Source organism: Herbiconiux sp. VKM Ac-1786 (assembly GCF_015350805.1).
GTDB lineage: Bacteria > Actinomycetota > Actinomycetes > Actinomycetales > Microbacteriaceae > Herbiconiux.
The window spans coordinates 1,247,226-1,267,363 of record NZ_JADKSG010000002.1 but is presented as its reverse complement, the minus strand read 5'-3'; the positions used below and the strand labels follow the sequence as shown (position 1 = coordinate 1,267,363).

Sequence of the window (20,138 nt, the reverse complement as noted above, 5' to 3'; positions counted from 1 at the left end):
CCCGCGCCCGCTACTCGGCCACGTACTCCTGCCGGAGGACGACGGCCGGCGCCAGTGCCCGCTGGATGTGCTCGAAGTCGTGATCCGAGTGCAGCACCGTGAGGTCGTTCGCGATGGCGTACGCCGTGATCAGCACGTCGGTGTTCCCGGCGCCGCGCACGAGGCCGGCACCCCACAGGGCCTGCTGCACGTCGAGCACGGCGCCGGTCGACGGCACGACGACGGCCGGCGTGTACAGCTCCATGTCCGTGCGCAGCTCGGCGTACTCCGCCGGGTCGCGCGCCGACCAGCAGTACTCGAGCACCTGCGGGGGACAGCTGAAGATCGGGTACGTCGCCGTCACCTCCCGGAACCGCCGCAGGATCGGCGCACTCCGCGACAGCTTCTGAAGGACGCTGTTGTCGACGAGGTAGCCCCGTCGCTCGGTCAAAGCGGGAACAGCGCGCTCGCTCACGAGCCGGAGTAGTCGACCTTCACCGCGTTCACCTGCGCGTCGCTGAACGAGCGCCGCGAGATGCGATCGAGGGCGAGCTGCTGACGCTGCATGGTGACGGTGTACTCGAGGGCTCGCTGCACCGCCTCCCGGTTCGACGACGCCCCGAGGAGTTCCCGGGCGTCGTGCAGGAGCTGCTTGTCGATGTCGATGGACGTGATCGCCACTGGGCACCGCCTCTCGTCTGTATAAGAACCCTATATAGGGCGGAAGGGCGTGTCCAACCCGCGGTCGACCGTTCATGAAGAAAAGTCAACACCGAGCCACCGACATCGGCGGTCGGGGCGGCGGCGGGGTCAGGGGGCCGCGTAGTGGGCCGCGAGGCGGCGGAAGCCCTCGTCGAGGGAGACGGCGGGGGCCCAGGCCAGGGCGTGGCGGGTGGCGCGCTGGTCGAACCAGTGCGCCGTCGAGAGCTGCTCGGCGAGGAAGCGGGTCATCGGCGGCTCGTCGGAGCCGGGGCGCACGGCCCACCAGCGCTCCACCGCGCCGCCGGCGGCGCGGGCGAGGCCGGCCGGCACGCTCCAGCGCGGCGGCTGCACGCCCGCCGCGAGGCAGATGCCCGCGAGCAGCTCGGCGACGGGGCGCGGCTCGCCGTTGGTGACGACGAAGGGGCGGCCGTGGGCATCCGGATGCGCGGCCCGCTCCAGCGCCGACGCGATCGCCGTGGCGGCGTTGTCGACGTAGGTGCTGTCGATCAGGGCGGTGCCGTCGCCGAGCAGCGGCAGACGGCCGTGCCGCGCGCGGTCGACGATGCGCTCCACGAGCTGCGTGTCGCCCGGGCCCCAGACGAGGTGCGGACGCACGGCGACCACGGCGAAGCCCGCCCGGTCGCGGTCGAGCGCGAGCAGCTCGCCCTCCGCCTTCGTGCGGGCGTAGAGGCCGCGCGCCCGCCCGGGGTCGGCCGGGTCGGCACCGGCCCCCACCAGCGAGCTGCCGGCGTGGGCGACCGAGGGCGACGAGACCTGCACGAAGCGCTCGACGCCCGCGCGCTCGGCGGCCTCCAGAAGCAGCCGGGTGCCCTCGACGTTGACCGCCGTGAACTCCTCCGGATCGCCCGCGAGCGAGACCTTGGCCGCCAGGTGCACGACGGCGTCCACGCCCTCGACCGCCCGCGCCACCGTGGCGGCATCGGTCACCGACCCGGAGACGTCGGTCACGTCGCCCAGCCCCGACGGCCGCCGCTGCAGCGTGCGCACGCTCTGCCCGCGCGCCGCGATCTCCGCGGCGACGGCCCGCCCGAGCAGCCCGCTCGCGCCGGTGACGAGAACGGTCACGGCGCGCTCAGCCGCCGGCCCTCGAGCGCGGCCTCGGCCCAGAGCGACAGCCCCGCCCGGTCGATCTTGGAGTTGTGCCGGATGTCCGTCGGCAGCTGCGCCACCGAGAACACCGCGACGAGCGGGTGCCCGGTCGACTCCCGCACGTCCCGCGCCAGCTCGGGCGCGGCGAGGGCGGCCCGGCGAGCCCGCGGCTCCGCCTCCACGACCGCGACGAACTGCCGGAGGCCCTGCGGACCCACCCCGACCACCGCGGCCCGGCGCACCGCGTCGACCGTCTCGATGGCCTGCTCGGCACCGACCGGGGCGACCGGCCCGTCCGAGGTCGCGATCACGTGCGGCAGCCGCCCCTCGATCCACAACCGCCCATCGGTGTCGAGGTGCCCGACGTCGCCGGTGCGGTGCCAGCGTCCACCCGAAGGGGTGTCGCGCACGGCCTCACGGTCGGTCAGCCACAGCCGGTCGTAGCCGCTCTTCAGGTGCGGTGCCGAGATGAGCACCTCACCGAGCACGCCGGCCGCGGCCGAGGGCGAGCCGGTCGCACGGCCGAGGTCGTCGAGCGCGCTGATCCGCACCTCGACCCCGGCGATCGGATGCCCGACGCACACCCCCTCGTCACGAGCTCCCGAGGCGCGAACGCCCCTCACGTCCTCGAGCGTGATGTCCGACACCAGCAGGCATTCGGTCATCCCGTAGATGGCATGCGCCGCGGCGTTCGGCATGACGGCGACGAGCTCGGAGAGCATCCGCTCGCTCACCGGCGCCCCGGTCGACAGCACCGTGCGCACACCGGCGAGCACCGAGCGCTCGGCGGCACCGAGCTCGCCCGCGGTCGCCACCACGTTCAGGATGGCCGCGGGCGAGAGGAACACGATGTCGGCCGAGGCCGCCGCGACGGCCGCCGCCACCGCGCGGGCGGTGAGGGTGCGGGGCGCCGAGACGTCCATCTCGGGGGTCGACGACCGCGCGCCGAGGGCCGGCCCGAGCAGGGCGAACGGCGCGAATCCGGTGACCAGGCCCGACTCGGGAGTGACGGCGAAGTGCTCGCCCAGGGCGTCGCGCACCGCGGAGAGCTGGGCGTGGGTGTAGACGACGCCCTTCGCGGGGCCGGTCGACCCGGAGGTGTACAGGATGGCCGCCGGGTCGGACGGGCCGGGCGCGGCGGGCAGCGCGACGGGAGCGCCGTCGAGCAGCTCGCGCAGGCTCACGGTCACCCCGAGCGCCCGGGCCGAGGCACGCGGCAGGCGAGCGGTCGAGATGCGGACGCCCGGCCAGCCCAGTGCCCGCGCCGCCGCCAGCCCGCGGGTCTCGCCGATGACGTAGTCGGGGTAGGCGCCGCGGAGCGCCCGGCCGAGCCCCTGCACGCCGAGTCCGGCGTCGGCCACCACCACGACGACGCCGAGCCGCAGGCAGGCGTAGACCACGGCGGTCAGCGTCGCGCCGGGGGTCGTCAGCAGCGAGACGCGGTCGCCCTTCCGCACGCCCAGGCGGTGCAGCCCGGCGGCCAGGCGCGAGACGCGGTCGTTCAGCGTGCGCCACGACACCCGCCGCACCCCGTCGCCCCGCAGCTCGATCACGGCGTCGGTGGGGTCGTCGCGCCGCTCCTCGAGCCGCGCCCACAGCGGTGTGAAGTCGACGGATGCGCGATCCGCGCCATCGGCGTCGACCGACACAGCGCCGTCCGACCTCGACCCCGCTACCGGGTCGATGTCCGCCACATGCTCACCCAGCCACGTCAGCACCGACTCCGCGACCGGAGCGTCCTCGGCCACGAGATGCCCCGCGCCCTCGAAGCGGTGCACCTGCGCGTGCGGCAGCCGCCCCACGAGGTCGTCGAGGTACCGGTCGCTGAAGATCGGATCGCGCGGCCCCCAGAGCATCAGCGCCGGCACCCGCAGGGCGGCGACGTCGGCGGCGAGCCGGGTCAGCCGCGCGTGGCTCGGGTGCGAGGCGTCGACGGGGATGTCGGCGACGAACGCCCCGATCCCGCGCCGGCGCGTGGGCGTCGGGTAGGGCGCCCGATAGCCCGCACGCACCGAAGGGGACAGCGGTGGAGCGGCCAGCGACAGCGTCACGTCGAGGAACCCGGTGGTCTGCACGGAGCCCGCCCCGAGCATCCCGCGGGCCCGGGCCAGCCGGAGCGGCGCCGGGATCGGCACGTCGGCGGGCTGGTGCACGGCGGTGTTCAGCAGCATCACACCGGCCAGTGAGTCGAGGTGCGTCGTCGCCCAGCCGAGCGAGATCACCCCGCCCCAGTCGTGCCCGAGGGTGACGACCGGGCCGGTGAGGCCGAGGGCGTCGGTGAAGGCGGAGAGGTCGTCGACCCGCTCGGGCAGCGTGCGGGACCGGCCGCTCCGCGAGGAGTACCCCATCTCGAGCTGGTCGACGGCGACCACGCGCCAGGCCGGACCGCCGGAGCGGGCGGCCTCGAGGGTCGCGGCGACGACGTGCCGCCAGAGATACGACCACGTCGGGTTGCCGTGCACCGCCAGCACGGTGCCGACCGGCTGAGCGCCGAGGGCGGCCAGGGCATCCGCCGTGTCGACGTAGTGCCAGGAGTCGTCGCCGACGGTCAGCAGCCGCGAGTGGGCGGTGTCGAACCCGTCGAGCCCCGCGGGGGGCAGGGCGGCGGGAGCGACGGCGGAACGGGCGGGCGACGGCGAGGCCGTCACCAGGCGATCTCCATCAGGGCCGTGTTCAGCCCCGATCCCACGCCCATCAGCAGCACGCGATCGCCGTTCTTCAGCGTCTTCTGCTCCTCGGCGAGCGTGATCGGGATCGACGCCGGCCCCACGTTGCCGAGGTGCGGGTAGGTCACCGGCACGCGGCTCTTGTCCAGCGTCGCGGCGCGCACCATCGAGTCGGTGTGCACGGAGGAGACCTGGTGGGTGATGTAGCGGTCCATCTTGCCCCAGCGCCACTCGGTCTGCGCCTCCTTCCAGGCGGACAGCACGAGGTCGAGCCCGCCCTTCAGGAGCGCCCGCGCATCCGTGAACATGCCGTCGACGCTGCCGACGCAGAGCTCGTGGAACTGGGTGGCGGCCCGTGTGACCCCGCCCAGGATGCGGTGGCCCGACGGATGCGCGTCGGCCGGCCCGATCACGGCGGCCGCCGCGCCCGAGCCGAGGGTGAGCGAGGCGAACTCGCTCATGAAGCCCTCGCGGTCGATGTCGTCGCGGAGCAGCCGCTCGATGGTGTTGACCTGGATCTCGTCGGCGTCCTCGCCGTTCACGATCAGTGCGTACTTGACCTGGCCCGACTCGATCATCGCGGCGGCGAGCGTCATGCCCGTCACGAAGCCGAGGCAGGCGTTGGCGACGTCGAAGTTGATGGCCGAGCTCGGCAGCCCGAGCCCGTCGTGGATGCGCACGGCCACCGAGGGCTCGAGGTGCTGGCGGGTCACCGAGGTGTTGATCATCAGCCCGATCTCGGAGGCGTCGATGCCGGCCTCGGCCAGCGCACGGCGGCCGGCCGAGATCGTCGCCGCGTCCGAGCTCTCGCCCGGGCCCCAGTTGCGTCGCTCGAGCACGCCGGCCACGCGGCGCAGCAGACCGCTCCGCAGCTTGAGACGCTTGAGCGCCACGGCGAGCTTCTGCTCGATCTCGTCGGAGGTGGTCACCCTCGACGGGATCGTGCTCGCCACGGACAGCAATGCCACGTTGCGGAATCGGGTAGTCGAATTGCCGGTCACGAATCCTCCGCGGCTCTCCAGAACGCGCGTGATCGCACGCGCGAGACCAGTAATCTACAGGGAGTGCGCTGGGCGGACGCTGAACTGGTCATCCTCGCATCCTAGGCACGCCCGGGTCATGTCGGCACACGGGGGCTCGGATGAACCGCTCGTCGCGCATCCTGAGACCCTGACATCGGCCCCGGAAAGCGGGCGTAGCATTGCCCGCGTGATGCGCCCAACCCTGACGACGGTCGGCGAACTGCGTGCTTCCGGGCACGTTCAGAAGACCCTCCGCACCGAGATCCGCGACAACCTCCTCGACGCCCTGCGGGAGGGCCGCGACCCGTGGCCGGGCCTGCACGGCTTCGAGTCCACGGTCATCCCGCAGCTCGAGCGAGCGCTCATCGCGGGGCACGACATCGTGCTGCTCGGCGAGCGCGGCCAGGGCAAGACCCGGCTGCTCCGCACCCTCTCCGGCCTGCTCGACGAGTGGTCGCCGGTGATCGAGGGATCCGAGCTGGGCGAGCACCCGTACGAGCCGATCACCAGCGTGAGCCTCCGCCGTGCGGCCGAGCTCGGCGACGAGCTGCCGATTTCCTGGCGGCGTCGCGAGGAGCGCTACGTCGAGAAGCTCGCCACCCCCGACACGAGCGTGGCCGACCTGATCGGTGACGTCGACCCGATGAAGGTGGCCGAGGGCCGGTCGCTCGGCGACCCGGAGACCATCCACTTCGGCCTCATCCCGCGCAGTCACCGCGGCATCGTCGCGATCAACGAGCTGCCCGACCTCGCCGAGCGCATCCAGGTGGCGATGCTCAACGTGATGGAGGAGCGCGACATCCAGATCCGCGGCTACGTGCTGCGCCTGCCGCTCGACGTGCTCGTCGTCGCCAGCGCGAACCCCGAGGACTACACCAACCGCGGCCGCATCATCACGCCGCTGAAGGACCGCTTCGGCGCCGAGATCCGCACCCACTACCCGACCGAGCTGGCCGACGAGATCGCCGTCATCCGCCAGGAGGCCGAGCTCGTCGCCGACGTGCCCGACTACCTGATCGAGATCCTCGCCCGCTTCACCCGCAACCTCCGCGAGTCGGCGTCGGTCGACCAGCGCAGCGGTGTCAGCGCCCGCTTCTCGATCGCCGGCGCCGAGACGATCGCAGCGGCCGCGCTCCACCGGGCGACCCGTCAGGGCGAGCCGGATGCGGTGGCCCGGCCGGTCGATCTCGAGACGGCGGTCGACGTGCTCGGCGGCAAGATCGAGTTCGAGTCGGGCGAGGAGGGCCGTGAGGACGAGATCCTCGACCACCTGCTCCGCACCGCCACCGCCGAGACGGTGCGCGCGCACTTCCGCGGGCTCGATTTCGCGCTGCTGGTCGACGCGCTCGAGAGCGGCTCGCTCGTCACCACCGGCGAGCAGGTGGCCGCGCGCGACTTCCTGGCCGGGCTGCCCTCGCTCGGCGAGTCCGAGCTCTACGACGAGATCGGCGACCGCCTCGGCGTCACGAACGACGGCCAGCGGGCCGGCGCCGTCGAGCTCGCCCTCGAGGGCCTGTACCTCGCCCGACGGGTGAGTAAGGAGTCGGGCGGCGGCGAGACGATCTATGGCTGAGCGAGCGGGGGCCGGTCGGGCGGTGGCCGGGCGAGCGGCTGCCGTCTGCGCATCCGTTCACGACGAGCGGATGCGCGACCGTGCCTAGGGCGAACCGCCGCCTCACCCGGGCCGCACGCTACGGGCGGTACGTCGACGGGCCCGACCCGCTGGCGCCGCCGGTCGACCTCACCGAGGCGCTCGACGCCATCGGCGAGGAGGTCATGGCGGGCTACTCGCCCGAGCAGGCGTTGCGCGAGTTCCTCCGCCGCGGTGGACGCGACCAGAACGGCCTCGACGACCTGGCCCGCCGGGTCGCGGAGCGCCGGCGCGACCTGACTCGCGAGCACAACCTCGACGGCACCCTCCAGGAGATCAAGGACCTCCTCGACAAGGCGGTGCTGGCCGAGCGCAAGCAGCTGGCCCGCGACGCGCTGATGGACGAGGGCGACCGCGCGCTCGCCCAGATGCAGCTCGACAACCTGCCGTCCTCGGCGGCGGCTGCGGTGAGCGAGCTGAACGGCTACGACTGGAAGAGCTCGGAGGCCCGCGCGGACTTCGACAAGATCAAGGACCTGCTCGGCCGCGAGATGCTCGACCAGCGTTTCGCCGGCATGAAGAACGCCCTCGAGAACGCGAGCGACGCCGACCGCGAGGCGATCACCGCGATGCTCGGCGACCTCAACGAGCTGCTCGAGGCGCACGCCCGCGGCGAGGACACCCCGGAGCAGTTCGAGGACTTCATGGCGAAGCACGGGGAGTTCTTCCCCGAGCATCCGGAGACCATCGACGAGCTGCTCGACGCGCTCGCCGCCCGGGCCGCCGCGGCGCAGCGGATGCGCAACTCGATGAGCCAGGAGCAGCGTGACGAGCTCGACGCCCTGGCCCAGCAGGCTTTCGGCTCGCCCGAGCTGATGCAGGGTCTCGGTCGGCTCGACGAGACGCTGCGCTCGCTCCGCCCCGGTGAGGACTGGGGCGGCTCGGAGCGGATGGACGGCGAGCAGGGCCTCGGCCTCGGTGACGGCACCGGCGTCTTCCAGGACCTGGCCGACCTCGACGAGCTGAGCGAGCAGCTGGCCCAGTCCTACAACGGGTCGCGCCTCGACGATCTCGACCTCGATGCGCTCTCGCGTCAGCTCGGGGCGGATGCGGTGGTCGACGCGCGCACGCTGCAGGAGCTCGAGAAGGCCCTGCGCGACACCGGCACGATGAAGCGCGGCTCGGACGGGCAGCTGCGGATGACCCCGAAGGCGATGCGCCAGCTCGGCAAGGCGCTGCTGCGGGACGTCGCCCAGCGCCTCTCGGGGCGCCAGGGCGCCCGCGACGTGCGGCAGGCCGGCGCGGCGGGGGAGCGGTCGGGCTCGACCCGCGAGTGGGCGTTCGGCGACACGGAGCCGTGGGACGTGACCCGCACGATCACGAACGCGGTGACTCGCGTCGCGGGCTCCGGCGGTTCGACCGCCTCCGGCGTCAGGATCGAGATCGGTGACGTCGAGGTGCAGGAGACCGAGGCGCGCACGCAGGCCGCCGTCGCGCTGCTCGTCGACACCTCGTTCTCGATGGCGATGGACGGCCGCTGGGTGCCCATGAAGCGCACCGCGCTCGCGCTGCACACTCTCATCACCAGTCGCTTCCGCGGGGACGACCTGCAGCTGATCGCCTTCGGCCGCTCAGCCCAGGTGATGCCGATCGAGGAGCTCACCGGCCTCGAGGCGGAGTGGGACAAGGGCACGAACCTGCACCACGCGCTGCTGCTGGCGAATCGGCACTTCCGCAAGCATCCGAACGCCCAGCCCGTGCTGCTGATCGTCACCGACGGCGAGCCCACCTCCCACCTCGAGGCGAACGGGGAGGTGTTCTTCAGCTACCCGCCGCATCCGCTCACCATCGCGTACGCCGTGCGGGAGCTCGACAACTCGCTGCGGCTCGGCGCCCGCACGACCTTCTTCCGCCTCGGCGACGACCCGGGGCTGGCGCGCTTCATCGACTCGATGGCGCGGAGGGTCGACGGCTCGGTGGTGGCACCGGAAGCCGACGACCTCGGCGCGGCTGTCGTCGGCTCCTACCTCGGATCACGCGGCAGCACTCCCGGTGCATCCGACGACTTCGGCGGAGGAGCCCGGCGTCAGGGCGGCCTCTGGTGACCTGTCCCATCTCGTGAACCCAGCCATGTCCATCGTGGGCAAGCGCGTCAGCGCGCGGCAGCCCTGTACTGCCGCGCGCTTCGCGCTTGCCTCCGGATGCGGTGTCTGGCTAAGCAGCGGGTCGCTGGATGGTGCGTCGCCGGGTGGTCGGGATCGGCTTCTGTTCCGTGTCGACCCACCTCGGTGGAATGAGATGTGGCACCCCGTCTTGCATGGTGAGTTTCCATGGCGTTTTGTGCAGGTGGGAGTGGTGGAAGTGGCAGAGGAGCACGCCGTTGTCGATGTCGGTTCTGCCGGGCGGATGATCGTCCGAAACCCACTCGTTCGCGTGATGTGTCTCGCAGAACGAGGGCGGGCGGTCGCAGCTGGGCCACACGCACCCGCCGTCCCGGGCAGCGAGGGCCCGGTTCTGCGCCGCGGTGAAGAGCCGCTTCGCCTTGCCGTGGTACAGAACCTCGCCCTTGTCGCCGAAGAGGGTTGCCGCGACGGGTGATGAGCAGCGCAGTTGCGCCACGGTGGAGGCGGGAATGGGCTGGTCGATACCGTCGATCCACCCGACGCCGCGGCCCTTTTCGAGATCGTCGAGGGTCATGTGCACGTTGACGGTGGCGATGGCGCCGTTGATGCGGGGCATGTCGTCGGCGCCGGCAGCGCGGGCGATGAGTTCGGTGATGGTGTCGGCGTTCTTCTGTGCCTGGGTGCGGCCGTCGGCGGTCGTGTATTCGTCGCCGTCGACGAACCGCGGCCCGGCCACGCGCGGGCTCTGCATCGCCCGGATGCTCGACAGCCACACCCCGCCCTGCTCGGGCGGGAGCGCGAACTTCCCCCGGTACATCCCATCCGGTGCCAGCGCGATGGTCAGCGACCGCTGCATCTGCAGCACCTCATCACGCGGTTCCGCACCATCGGGGTCGAGCACCTCGCGCAGATGGATCGCGGCCCGGAAGGTCTCGTCGGCGGTCAGCCGGCAGGAGAGGGTCTGGTCGACGAGGGTCTCCTCGGCGAGGCTCACGACGTCGGGCGAGCATCCACGGTCGGCGAGCACAGTGCACTGCTTCACGATGGTCGCCGCTGCCTCGACCCCGAGCACGCCCGCATCGAGAACGCGGGCGACCGCCGGAAACGGCGCCGGCCCTTCGCCCCCACCCAGCAGCACCGCACCCCGGAGTTTCCGCCCGAGCTCGAGCCGCGCCTTGCACGCCCGCGCCGACGCCCCGGTGACCTTCGCGACGAGCGCGACCGGGGTCGTAAAGTTCTGCGACCGACTCAGGCCCTCGTCGCGCAGCTCGCTGCGAGACCGCACCCCGACCTCCCCGGCGAGCTGGACCTGCTGCGCCGACACCGCGCGCCCGAGTGCCTCGTAGGCGGCCACCATTTCGAGCAACTCGTCGTCGCCGAGACCAGCCAGACCCGCGCCCGAACGGCCGCAGAGCACGGCGGCCATCTCGTGGATGCGGGCAACTGGAGTCATACTGAGATTCTATCAGAAACAGCTGATGAATGCTCGTTTATCGACGAAATTGGAGGGCAGATTTCGCCGCCTAATGGGCCCCGCCCGGCCGCCGCTGCAACCGCGTCTCCTCCTGGTCCAGCAGCGCCTGCGCCTCGGCCAGGATGCGCGAGGGATACGTGCCGACCGCCCGCAGCTCGAGCATCTTCTCGCGCTCGGCCGCCACGATCGCCAGCCGCAGCTCGCGGTACAGCCGGTGCGGCGTCTCGTCGGGCTGTTCGCGTCGTCCGGCCCGCTCCCAGGCGGCCTCCGTGCGGAGGAACGTCGCCTGGCGAGCCCGCTCCACGACCTCGGGGTCGATGATGTCGCTGCGCTCCGCCACCTGCTCGTCGAGCTTCTCGAGCCCGGCGCTGCTGATCGTCTCCAGCAGCTGTGCGAGCTCCTTCCGGTCCTCCTTGGCGTCGATGCCCTCGACGCCGAGCAGCCGGATCAGCCAGGGCAGGGTTCCGCCCTGCAGCACGATGCTCGTCACCGCGACCGTGAAGGCGATCAGGATCAGCTGGGGGCGGTAGGGCGTGTCCTCGGGCAGCGACTGCGCGGCCGCGAGCGTCACCACGCCGCGCATGCCCGACCAGCCCAGCACGACGCCGCCGCGCCAGTCGATCCGCTCCTGTCGCTGCTGCTCGAGGTCGGCGCGGCGGCGCTCGTAGTCGCGCTCGAGCCGGTTGCGGGTGCGGGCCTGCCGCTTGGTCGAGACCGGATTGCTGCGGTAGTAGTACAGCGCCAGGAGTGCGCGATAGGTGCGGCGCTCATTGCGCTTCTCGCGTTGCGCCAGTCCGAACACGAGCGGCCCGATCCAGAGGTAGCGAATCAGCACCAGCGCGACGGTGGCCAGCAGCCCGATGCCGAACGAGGCCTCGACCGTCAGGATCTCGGGCTTCACGTCCTCGATCAGGGTGCGGATCTCGAGCCCGATCAGCAGGAACACGCCGTTCTCGAGCAGGAACTGGATCGTGCGCCAGTTGATCCGGTCGCTGATCCGCGACTGCGGCGAGAACTTCGTGGGGGAGGCGTGCCCGGTGTACAGCCCGGCGACGACCACGGCGAGAACACCGGATGCTCCGAGCTGCTCCGCCGGCACGAAGGCGACGAAGGGCACCGCGAGCGACAGGGCCGTGTCGAGCACGGGGTCGGACAGCTTCGAGCGCACGAATACCGTGATCGCGCCGGCCGCCAGGCCGACGAGCACCGCGACGGCGGCGGCGAAGAGGAAGTCGGTGACGCCCGCCCAGGGCGTGGTCATCGCTCCGGCCGCCGCGGCCACGGCCGAGCGGAGCAGCACCAGGGCGGTCGCGTCGTTCACGAGGCCCTCGCCCTCGAGCAGCGTGAGCAGACGTGGTGGCAGACCGAGGCGACGTCCGATGGAGGTGGCGGCCACTGCATCCGGAGGGCTGATGATCGCGCCGAGGGCGACGGCCGCCGCGAAGTTGAGATCGGGCAGCAGGGCGTAGAGCAGGAACCCGGTGGCGAAGGCCGTCACGATGACGAGCACAACCGAGAGGCTCGCGATCGGCGCGAGGTTGCGCCGGAAGTCGACCACGGGCACGGCCACCGCCGCGGCGTAGAGGATCGGCGGCAGCAGGCCGTCGAGGATGATCTCGTGCGGCACCTCGATCTCGGGCACCCCGGGAAGGTACGAGAGGCCGACTCCGACCACGACCAGGATGATCGGCGCGGCGATTCCGAGGCGCTTCGAGAAGGCGGCCACCGCGACGATCACCGCGACGGCGATGATCCCGTAGATGCCCAGCTCCATCTAGTCGACCCTAATCCGAGTCAGAAGATCGGCCAGGGCACGGCCGGCATGTAGCCGTCGGGCCCGGGGAACCGCGCGTCGCCGATCAGGCGGTCGCAGCGGTCGGCGAGCGCCACGATCTCGTCGTCGGTGAGCAGCGGCGAGAGCGTGTCGACCAGGCCTCCGTCGGTGAGCGCCGCCAGCACCCGCTCGACCCCGGCCAGCTCGTCGTCGGTGAGAGGCTCGTCGATCCAGCCCCAGAGCACGGTGCGCAGCTTGTGCTCGGCGTGGAAGGTGAGGCCGTGGTCGACACCGTGGCGGTGGCCGTCGGCCAACGGCAGCACGTGGCCGCCCTTGCGGTCGGCGTTGTTCGCGATGACGTCGAAGACCGCCATGCGGCGCAGGGCGGGGGTGTCCTCGTGGATGAGCGCGACCGGCCGGTCCTCGTCGTCGTGGCCGTCGAAGACCCGGCGCCAGCCCGTCGCGGGCACGGCGTTCGAGGCCACGAGGTCGACGGCGTCCTGCGACGGGTCGATGGTCTGCCAGAGCTGCACCATGCCCGGCCCGAGCGGGCCGTCGCGGAGCCAGGTGCGGGGCACGACCCCGCCGCCGAGCACCTCGGAGACGATGAACGCCGCGGCCTCCCGGTCGGCGAGGGTGCCGTCGGGGAAGTCCCAGAGCGGCTTCTCGCCCGAGACGGGCTTGTAGACGACCTCGACGTCGCCGAGGCGCGCGAGGAAGGTCGCGTTGGAGGCGGTGGTGATGCGCCCGATCAGCTCGAGCTCGAGCGAGCTGTCGCCCGCGCTGTCAGTCGGGCCGCCGGGCGCGCCGACGGGGGTGTCGTCGGGTGCCGGCTGCGAGGTCACGGTCAGACGTCGTCGCCGACGGGGCAGACGTGCCCCTCCGGGTCCATGGGGGTGCCGCAGAGCGGGCAGAGGGGTCGGCCCGCTCCGACGATCTCCCGGGTGCGCTTGGCGAACGCGCGGGCGGTGCCCACGGGCATCCGCACCACCAGCAGCTCGGCGGGCTCGATCATCGGCTCGCCGGTCTCCCACCCGAGCTCGGCGGAGGGGTCGTCGGGGGCGGCCTCGGCCTCGATCAGCGGGTACGCCTCGACCACGAGCTGGGCCGTCGTCGGGTCCCACCCGAGCCCCATCGCCCCCGCGCGGAACTGCTCGAACACGGGCTCGAGCGGCTCGTTGTCGACCAGCTCGACCGGGATGCTGCTCGGCACGCTGAACCGGTTGCCGTCGTTCACCATCAGCTCGTCGAGGATCTCGTCGATCTTCTCGGCGAGCACCGCCGACTGCTCCTTCTCGAGGGCGACGCTCACGAGCTGCGCGCCGGTGCGGGCCTGCAGGTAGAAGGTGCGCGACCCCGGGTGACCGACGGTGCCGACCACGACGCGATCGGGCCAGGCGAAGTCGTGAACGATTGTGGGCATGGTCCTATTTTATTGACCGGATGCCCGCACCGCTCGGATCCCGCCGGACTCCCTGCTTCCCGCCGACCCCGCGCCGCGCCACCGGGTCAGGCCGCTGCGTTGCCGGCACCGCCGCCGACCGGCGCGTCGGCCGCGGGCGGTGCGGCCGCGAGCCAGCCCAGGTCGCCCGCCTCGGTGTTGGTCGCCACCACGTCGGGCCGGTCGGCGCCGTAGCGCACGATCGAGACGGATGCGGGGCTCACGCTGATCCGCTGGAAGAGGTCCAGGTGCATCCCGAGCGCGTCGGCCAGGATGCCCTTGATGATGTCGCCGTGGCTGACCGCCACCCACACCGCGCCGGGGCCGTGCTCGGCCTCGAACGCCGCGTCGAGGCGGCGCACCGCGGACGCCCCGCGGAGCTGCATCGTCGCCATCGACTCCCCGCCCGGGAACGTGACCGCGGAGGGCTGGCGCTGCACGACCGACCAGAGCGGCTCGCTCGCGAGCTCCTTCAGGGTGCGGCCCTGCCAGTCGCCGTAGTCGCACTCGGTGAGGTCGTCCTCGATCCGCAGCTCGCCCGGCTGCGCGCCGAGCCCGGCTGCTCCGCCGCGCTGGTGCTCCAGGATGCTCGCCGCCGTCTGCCGGCACCGCTCCAGCGGACTCGACACGACGGCGACCAGCGGCACGACGGCGAGCCGCTCGGCCGTGCGGGCCACCTGCTCCTGCCCGACCTCGTCGAGCCGAACGCCCGGGGTGCGCCCCGCGAGCAGTCCGGAGGCGTTCGCGGTGGTGCGTCCGTGCCGGACGAGGATGACTGTGGCCATCGGGCCAGCCTAGACAGTCCGGCTGCCGGTCAGGTCAGCGCGTCCACTGGTAGGGCGTCGTGGTGGACACCTTCACGAGGCCCGAGCGCTCCAGGATGGGCCGGGAGAACTCGGTGCTGTCGCTGTGCACGAGCCGCGCACCCCGGGCGAGGGCCGAGCGCGCGCGGGCGGCGGTGAGCGCCCGGTAGATGCCCCGGCCGCGGTACTCGGACTGCACCGCACCGCCCCAGATGCCGACGAACTCGGTGCCGGCCACCGGCTCGAGGCGACCGCCGCCGACCATGCGCCCGTCGGTCTCGGCGACCCAGAGCTCCATGCCGTCGCCGCGCGCCAGGCGGGCCACCAGCGCGTCGGCGATGGCCGTGTCGACCGCCTCGCCGAAGGCCTCGTCGACCGCGGCGCTCATGGCGCGCACCTCGGCCTCCTCGGTCACCCGGCGCACCGTGACTCCCGCCGGCGGCTCGGGCGAGAGCGCCGCGAGGGCCTCGAGCGGGCCGACCATGATCGACTCGGGCTCCTCGGCCTCGAAGCCGGCGGCGAGCAGCGCCTCGTGCAGGCCGGGGGCGTCGTCGTGGCCGCGGGTCTTCCACTCCACCCGCCGGATCGCGGGGTCGGCGGTGAGGCGCTGCAGCGCATCCGGAACCAGGGCCCGGATCGCCGACTCGTCGGCCCCGCCGAGATCGCGGTAGCTGATGAAGCCGCGGCCGCCCGCGAAGGTGACGAGCCGCAGCGGGCCGAGCCGCTCGACGCGCACCGCGCTCGGCGTCTCGGCGTCACCGCGCAACTGCTCGTCGTAGGCCCGGAGGTACAGCGCGATGGTGTCGGTCATCGCACCAGCCTCGCACGGCGGCCGCCGCGGCGGCGGCCCGGGGTCGCCCGGCGGCCGCCGCGTGGGCGGCCCGGGGTCACGGGACGATGACGGCCCGGCCGCGCACCGTGCCCGCCGCCAGCGCCTCGTAGGCCTTCGGCCCGTCGTCGAGCGAGTAGCGCTGCACCTCGACGCCGACCTGCCCCGAGCGGGCCAGCTCGAGCACCTCGATCAGCTCGGCGCGGGTGCCCCAGTAGGGGATGCGCAGGGCGGCGTCGTAGGCGATCGAGCCGAAGCCCACGTGGGCGGTGCCGCCGCCGATGCCGACGATGGTGACGTCGGCCTCCGTCGCGGCCGACGCGACCGCGGTGGCGATGGTGGGCTCGGCGCCGACGAAGTCGAACACCGCGTTCGCACCCCGGCCGCCGGTGAGACGGCGGATCTCGTCGGCCGCCGCGGCGTCGCTGATCACCGTGTGGTGGGCGCCGACCTCCTTCGCCAGTGCGAGCTTCTCGTCGTTGACGTCGAGCGCGATCACCGTGGCGCCGCTGAGGGCCCGCAGGATCTGGATGGCCACGTGGCCGAGCCCGCCCGTGCCGATGACGACGGCGTAGGTGCCCGCGCCGAGCTTCGGCAGCGAGGTCTTGATGGCGTGGTACGGGGTGAGGCCGGCGTCGGTGAGCGAGACGTTCTGCACCGGGTCGAGGTCGCCGAGCGGCACGAGGTGCCGGGCATCGTCGACGAGCATGTACTCGGCCATGGAGCCCGGTGCGCCCAGCCCGGGCGGCTTGATGCCCTCGGCGGCGGCGTTCACGCAGTAGTTCTCTTTTCCTTCGGCGCACTTCTGGCAGCGCCCGCAGCCCCAGGGGCCGTAGACCGCCACGGCGTCACCGACCGCGAGGTGCTCGACGCCCTCGCCGAGCTCCTCGACGATGCCGGCGCCCTCGTGCCCGAGCGTGAGGGGCAGCGGGTAGCCGCCGCCCGTGTACTCCTCCTCCGACAGGCCCATCACGAACTCGTCGGAGTGGCACACCCCCGCCGCGGTGACCTTGAGCAGCACCTGGCCGGGGCCGGGCGAGGGTTTCGGGATCTCGACGATCTCGGGATGGGAGCCGATGCGGGTGTACTGGAGTGCCTTCATGCCCTCGACGCTACGCCCGGCCTCCGACAGCCGCCTGCCCCCTTGACCTCGCGCCGGGGCTGGTCAATCATCGGAGCCGTCCGAGCCGTCAGCGTCGTCCAGCGCGTCGAGCTCCCGCAGCGACTCCCGCGCTCGCTCGATCCGCTCCGCCTCCGGCTCCTCCCACCAGCGCGGCCCGCGCTCGCCGAGACCGTGCTTCGCGAGCCCCACGCGCCGCCGCGCATCCGTCACCCGCTCGTCGTCGCCACTGCGCGTGCCGGCCCCGACCGCGCTGCGCCCCCGGCCGAGGTGCGAGCGCAGGGCCGCCGCCACGTCCTCGGGCAGGCACGGGTCGGTGCGCCGCCACCGCCGCCCGTTCACCACCAGCCAGCGCTCGTCGTCGGTCACGCGCATCCTCTCGTCGAGCCCCCCCGACACGCACACGCGCACGAAGCAGGGCCGGATGCTCGACGCTACCCCGCCCGGCCGGTGCACACTGGGGGAGTGACCGTACTGGACGAGCTGCGCGCCGAGGTCGCCGCGCATCCGTCGAACGCCTGGGCCACCGCAGCCGGATGGCAGCCCCTCGTCGTGGGTTCCTCCGAGTCGCGCGTGCTGATCATCAGCCAGGCCCCGGGCCGCAAGGCGCAGGAGACGGGCATCCCGTGGAACGACGCCAGCGGCGTGCGCCTGCGCTCCTGGCTCGGCATGACCGACGCCGAGTTCTACGACCCCGCGAACCTCGCGATCGTGCCGATGGACTTCTACTACCCGGGCAAGGCGGCCTCGGGCGATCAGCCGCCCCGGCGCGGCTTCGCCGAGGAGTGGCACCCGCGCATCCTGCCGGCCCTGACCGAGGTGCGGCTGACGATCCTGATCGGCGCCCACGCGCAGCGCCTCTACCTCGGCCCGCGCCGCGGCCGCACCCTCACCGACACCGTGCGCGCCGCGCCCACCTACCTGCCGCTCTTCCCGATCGTGCACCCCTCCCCGCTCACCCAGGGCTGGCGGATGCGCAACCCCTGGTTCGAGGCCGAGACCACCCCGCGCCTCGCCGCCCTGGTGCGCGACGCCCTGGACCGCCCCCGGAGCGACCCGCCCGCCTGATCCGCAACCACCCCGATTCACAACCGCTTCGCGGCGAAGCAGCGGCAGGATGGCCCCATGCTCACCGGAAACCAGCTCCCCGACACCCACATCTTCGAGATCACTTACTCAGGCGCCCTCACCGCCGGCGAGTTCGAGGCCCTGCGCGATCGGCTCGAGGCCTTCCTCGACGCCAACGACCCGGCCGACCTGCTGGCCGTCTACGGCGACATCGACCTCGGCGACATCGAGCCGAAGGCGCTCTGGGAGGACCTGCGGTCGGCCGGACTGGAGAAGAAGGTGCGCCGCGCCGCCCTGCTCACCGACCAGGGCTGGCTGCGCACGCTCGCGAAGACAGCGCGCCACTTCATCCACGCCGACGTCGAGGTGTTCGGCACCGACGAGCGCGCGGAAGCGCTCGCCTGGCTGCAGCGCTGACCGCCCTCGATCGGGTGTCGGCGGCAGCACGTAGGCTGGGGCGTCGGCCACGAGGCCGGCCCCGACCCCGACAGAACGAGCCTTCGTGAGCCTGATCCGCCTGAACGACGTGAGCATCGAGTTCGACGGGCGCACGGTGCTGCGCGAGGCGTTCCTGAAGCTCCGCGGCGGCGACCGGGTCGGCCTGATCGGCAAGAACGGTACGGGCAAGACCACCTTCCTCGAGCTTGTGCTGGGGCGCATCGAGCCCACCGCGGGCAGCGTCGACGTCACGCTCGGCACCACGATCGGGTACTTCTCTCAGTTCTCGGAGCTCGACGGCGACCGGAGCATCCGGAGCATTCTCGGCGACCACTTCGCCGCGGTGCACGAGACGCAGGCCCGGCTCGACGCCATCGGCGAGCAGCTCGCCCAGCCGATGGACGATGAGCGGATGACCGCCCTGCTCACCGAGCAGGGGGAGCTGTTCGAGCGCATGGACGCGATCGACGGCTGGTCGTTCGAGAACACCGTCGACACGGTGCTGACGAGCCTCGGCTTCGACGAGTCGCGCCGCGAGCTGCCCGTCGACCGCCTCTCGGGAGGCTGGCGCAACCGGGCGGCGCTCGCGCAGATCCTCGTGCAGGCGCCCGACGTGCTGCTGCTGGACGAGCCCACCAACTTCCTCGACCTCGACGGCGTGCGCTGGGTCGAGACCTGGCTCGGCCGCTACCAGGGCGCGGTGCTCGTGGTCTCGCACGACCGGCAGTTCCTCGACGGGGTCGTCACCCGCATCGTCGAGATCGAGAACCACCGCCTGCAGGAGTACGAGGGCGACTACTCGGCCTACGTGCACGCCAAGCAGTCCCGGCTCCGGATGCTCGAGCGGCAGTTCGCCCACGAGGAGGAGCTGCTCGCCTACGAGCAGGCCGCCTCCGCTGCCCGTCGCGAGGCGGCGCGCAACCGCTCGGATGACTCGTTCGTCGCCCGGCGGCTCGCCGACATCAAGAAGAAGCAGGCGCCGCGGCCGATCGACCAGATCATCACCGACATCTACAGCGGACTGCGCGTGAGCAACGACCTGCTCGAGGTGGTGCGGCTGAGCAAGGGGTTCGGCGGGCATCCGCTCTTCACCGACGTCACGTTCAGCCTGCACCGCGGCGACCGTGTGGCCGTCGTGGGCTCGAACGGCTCGGGCAAGTCGACGCTGCTCGACGTGCTGACGGGCGAGACCGAGGCCGACAGCGGGCAGGTGCGGTGGGCGAAGGGGGCTCGGTTCGTCTCGTACAACCACGTGTACGCCGAGCTCGACCTCACCGACACGGTGGGGCACGCGGTCAACGCCTACCCCGACTCGCTGGCGTTCTCGGCGACGAAGAAGAGCGTGGGGCGGTTCCTCGCGATGCTGCAGTTCTCGGAGGCGGAGCTGAAGCAGAAGATCGGCACCCTCTCGGGCGGCCAGCGGGCCCGCGTCGCCATCGCGCAGTGCCTGCTCTCGGGGGCCGCCGTGATCGTGCTCGACGAGCCGACGAACCACCTCGACATCACGAGCACTCAGGTGATGGAGCGGGCTCTGACGCACTTCCCGGGGGCAGTGCTCGTGGTCTCGCACGACCGCTTCTTCGTCGACAAGCTGGCCGACCGCCTCCTCGTCTTCGACGGCACCCCCGCGGTCACCCTCCGCGCCGCCTCCGGCGCCCTCTGACCCTTCGCCACTCCTGCACATCTCCTCGCTCATCGAGATCTGCTCGGGGGAGTGGGGCAGACCGCTCGGGGGCGGGTTGTACGAGTTCCGGGTGCGCAAGTCGTTGCGGGCCATCCTCGGCTCGGCCGGGCTGCCGGTCTCGCGAGCGGGGGCTGACCGGCGCGTGCTGCTCCGCGTGTTCTGCACCTTCTACGGCGATCGGATCGTGCTGCTCCACCACGGCTACGACAAAGGTGCCGACCCGTCGGAGCGGCGCCAGAACCGCGAGATCGCTCGGGCGAGGCGACTTCATGAGGAGTGGAGACGATCGCGCGTCCACCGTTGACTTCCTATGT

The 20,138-nt window shown here is 72.4% G+C and carries 19 protein-coding genes; 6 read left to right on the top strand and 13 right to left on the bottom strand.

Features of this window, described 5'->3' with window-relative positions; genetic code table 11:
- Positions 1-10 precede the first annotated feature (10 nt).
- The 5 genes from ITJ64_RS16985 to ITJ64_RS16965 form a co-directional block, all read right to left on the bottom strand.
- Complete coding sequence (locus ITJ64_RS16985; protein WP_228508721.1) at positions 11-454, bottom strand: PIN domain-containing protein; 444 nt, start codon at positions 452-454, stop codon at positions 11-13.
- Positions 451-660, bottom strand: a complete 210-nt coding sequence (locus ITJ64_RS16980; RefSeq protein WP_194681855.1) for a type II toxin-antitoxin system VapB family antitoxin — start codon at positions 658-660, stop codon at positions 451-453. The genes ITJ64_RS16985 and ITJ64_RS16980 overlap by 4 nt, the downstream gene beginning before the upstream one ends.
- Positions 661-789: 129 nt before the next feature.
- Complete coding sequence (locus ITJ64_RS16975) at positions 790-1,767, bottom strand: NAD-dependent epimerase/dehydratase family protein (RefSeq protein WP_194681854.1); 978 nt, start codon at positions 1,765-1,767, stop codon at positions 790-792.
- Entirely contained in the window at positions 1,764-4,439 is a 2,676-nt protein-coding gene (locus ITJ64_RS16970; RefSeq protein WP_194681853.1) for an alpha/beta fold hydrolase, read from the bottom strand. Before ITJ64_RS16970 ends, ITJ64_RS16975 begins: the two co-directional genes overlap by 4 nt.
- Positions 4,436-5,458, bottom strand: a complete 1,023-nt coding sequence (locus ITJ64_RS16965) for a 3-oxoacyl-ACP synthase III (protein ID WP_194681852.1) — start codon at positions 5,456-5,458, stop codon at positions 4,436-4,438. Before ITJ64_RS16965 ends, ITJ64_RS16970 begins: the two co-directional genes overlap by 4 nt.
- A 211-nt stretch (positions 5,459-5,669) precedes the next feature.
- On the opposite strand from ITJ64_RS16965, the gene ITJ64_RS16960 reads away from it, so the two are divergent.
- Positions 5,670-7,052 carry a magnesium chelatase gene (locus ITJ64_RS16960; RefSeq protein WP_194682218.1) on the top strand — a complete coding sequence of 461 codons (1,383 nt, stop codon included), beginning with the start codon at positions 5,670-5,672 and terminating at the stop codon, positions 7,050-7,052.
- An 80-nt stretch (positions 7,053-7,132) separates the two neighbouring features.
- Entirely contained in the window at positions 7,133-9,175 is a 2,043-nt protein-coding gene (locus ITJ64_RS16955; protein WP_370545240.1) for a VWA domain-containing protein, read from the top strand.
- Between the two features lie 109 nt (positions 9,176-9,284).
- Here the strand turns inward: ITJ64_RS16955 and ITJ64_RS16950 are convergent, their stop codons facing one another.
- From ITJ64_RS16950 to ITJ64_RS16915, 8 genes are all read right to left on the bottom strand, one after another.
- On the bottom strand, positions 9,285-10,646 hold the full coding sequence (locus ITJ64_RS16950; protein WP_194681851.1) for an HNH endonuclease signature motif containing protein: 1,362 nt from the start codon (positions 10,644-10,646) through the stop codon (positions 9,285-9,287).
- A gap of 70 nt (positions 10,647-10,716) precedes the next feature.
- Positions 10,717-12,441 (bottom strand): sodium:proton antiporter, encoded by a 1,725-nt coding sequence (locus ITJ64_RS16945; RefSeq protein ID WP_194681850.1) that lies wholly within the window; start codon positions 12,439-12,441, stop codon positions 10,717-10,719.
- A 20-nt stretch (positions 12,442-12,461) separates the two neighbouring features.
- On the bottom strand, positions 12,462-13,196 hold the full coding sequence (locus ITJ64_RS16940) for an SCO1664 family protein (RefSeq protein ID WP_228509164.1): 735 nt from the start codon (positions 13,194-13,196) through the stop codon (positions 12,462-12,464).
- A 92-nt stretch (positions 13,197-13,288) separates the two neighbouring features.
- On the bottom strand, positions 13,289-13,864 hold the full coding sequence (locus tag ITJ64_RS16935) for a DUF3090 domain-containing protein (RefSeq protein ID WP_194681848.1): 576 nt from the start codon (positions 13,862-13,864) through the stop codon (positions 13,289-13,291).
- 86 nt (positions 13,865-13,950) lie between these two features.
- Positions 13,951-14,667, bottom strand: coding sequence for an MSMEG_4193 family putative phosphomutase (locus tag ITJ64_RS16930; protein ID WP_194681847.1), 717 nt, complete (start codon positions 14,665-14,667; stop codon positions 13,951-13,953).
- 34 nt (positions 14,668-14,701) lie between these two features.
- Positions 14,702-15,496 carry a GNAT family N-acetyltransferase gene (locus ITJ64_RS16925; RefSeq protein ID WP_194681846.1) on the bottom strand — a complete coding sequence of 265 codons (795 nt, stop codon included), beginning with the start codon at positions 15,494-15,496 and terminating at the stop codon, positions 14,702-14,704.
- 76 nt (positions 15,497-15,572) lie between these two features.
- Positions 15,573-16,616 (bottom strand): NAD(P)-dependent alcohol dehydrogenase, encoded by a 1,044-nt coding sequence (locus tag ITJ64_RS16920; RefSeq protein ID WP_194681845.1) that lies wholly within the window; start codon positions 16,614-16,616, stop codon positions 15,573-15,575.
- Positions 16,617-16,679: 63 nt separating this feature from the next.
- Positions 16,680-17,009, bottom strand: coding sequence for a biopolymer transporter Tol (locus tag ITJ64_RS16915; protein WP_194681844.1), 330 nt, complete (start codon positions 17,007-17,009; stop codon positions 16,680-16,682).
- A gap of 90 nt (positions 17,010-17,099) precedes the next feature.
- Here ITJ64_RS16915 and ITJ64_RS16910 point away from each other — a divergent pair, with 90 nt between their 5' ends.
- The 4 genes from ITJ64_RS16910 (at position 17,100) to ITJ64_RS16895 (ending at position 20,128) form a co-directional block, all read left to right on the top strand.
- A complete protein-coding gene (locus tag ITJ64_RS16910) occupies positions 17,100-17,702 on the top strand; it encodes a uracil-DNA glycosylase family protein (protein ID WP_194681843.1) in 603 nt (200 codons plus the stop codon).
- Between the two features lie 57 nt (positions 17,703-17,759).
- On the top strand, positions 17,760-18,119 hold the full coding sequence (locus ITJ64_RS16905) for an STAS/SEC14 domain-containing protein (protein ID WP_194681842.1): 360 nt from the start codon (positions 17,760-17,762) through the stop codon (positions 18,117-18,119).
- An 85-nt stretch (positions 18,120-18,204) separates the two neighbouring features.
- Positions 18,205-19,803, top strand: coding sequence for an ABC-F family ATP-binding cassette domain-containing protein (locus ITJ64_RS16900; protein ID WP_194681841.1), 1,599 nt, complete (start codon positions 18,205-18,207; stop codon positions 19,801-19,803).
- A gap of 91 nt (positions 19,804-19,894) precedes the next feature.
- A complete protein-coding gene (locus ITJ64_RS16895; RefSeq protein WP_194681840.1) occupies positions 19,895-20,128 on the top strand; it encodes a hypothetical protein in 234 nt (77 codons plus the stop codon).
- Positions 20,129-20,138: the final 10 nt, after the last annotated feature.

Coding starts and splice junctions, on each gene's coding strand:
- ITJ64_RS16960 (WP_194682218.1), top strand. CDS start 5,670: ATGCGCCCAACCCTGACGACGGTCGGCGAACTGCGTGCTTCCGGGCAC.
- ITJ64_RS16950 (WP_194681851.1), bottom strand. CDS start 10,646: ATGACTCCAGTTGCCCGCATCCACGAGATGGCCGCCGTGCTCTGCGGC.
- ITJ64_RS16945 (WP_194681850.1), bottom strand. CDS start 12,441: ATGGAGCTGGGCATCTACGGGATCATCGCCGTCGCGGTGATCGTCGCG.
- ITJ64_RS16935 (WP_194681848.1), bottom strand. CDS start 13,864: ATGCCCACAATCGTTCACGACTTCGCCTGGCCCGATCGCGTCGTGGTC.
- ITJ64_RS16930 (WP_194681847.1), bottom strand. CDS start 14,667: ATGGCCACAGTCATCCTCGTCCGGCACGGACGCACCACCGCGAACGCC.
- ITJ64_RS16925 (WP_194681846.1), bottom strand. CDS start 15,496: ATGACCGACACCATCGCGCTGTACCTCCGGGCCTACGACGAGCAGTTG.
- ITJ64_RS16920 (WP_194681845.1), bottom strand. CDS start 16,616: ATGAAGGCACTCCAGTACACCCGCATCGGCTCCCATCCCGAGATCGTC.
- ITJ64_RS16915 (WP_194681844.1), bottom strand. CDS start 17,009: ATGCGCGTGACCGACGACGAGCGCTGGCTGGTGGTGAACGGGCGGCGG.
- ITJ64_RS16905 (WP_194681842.1), top strand. CDS start 17,760: ATGCTCACCGGAAACCAGCTCCCCGACACCCACATCTTCGAGATCACT.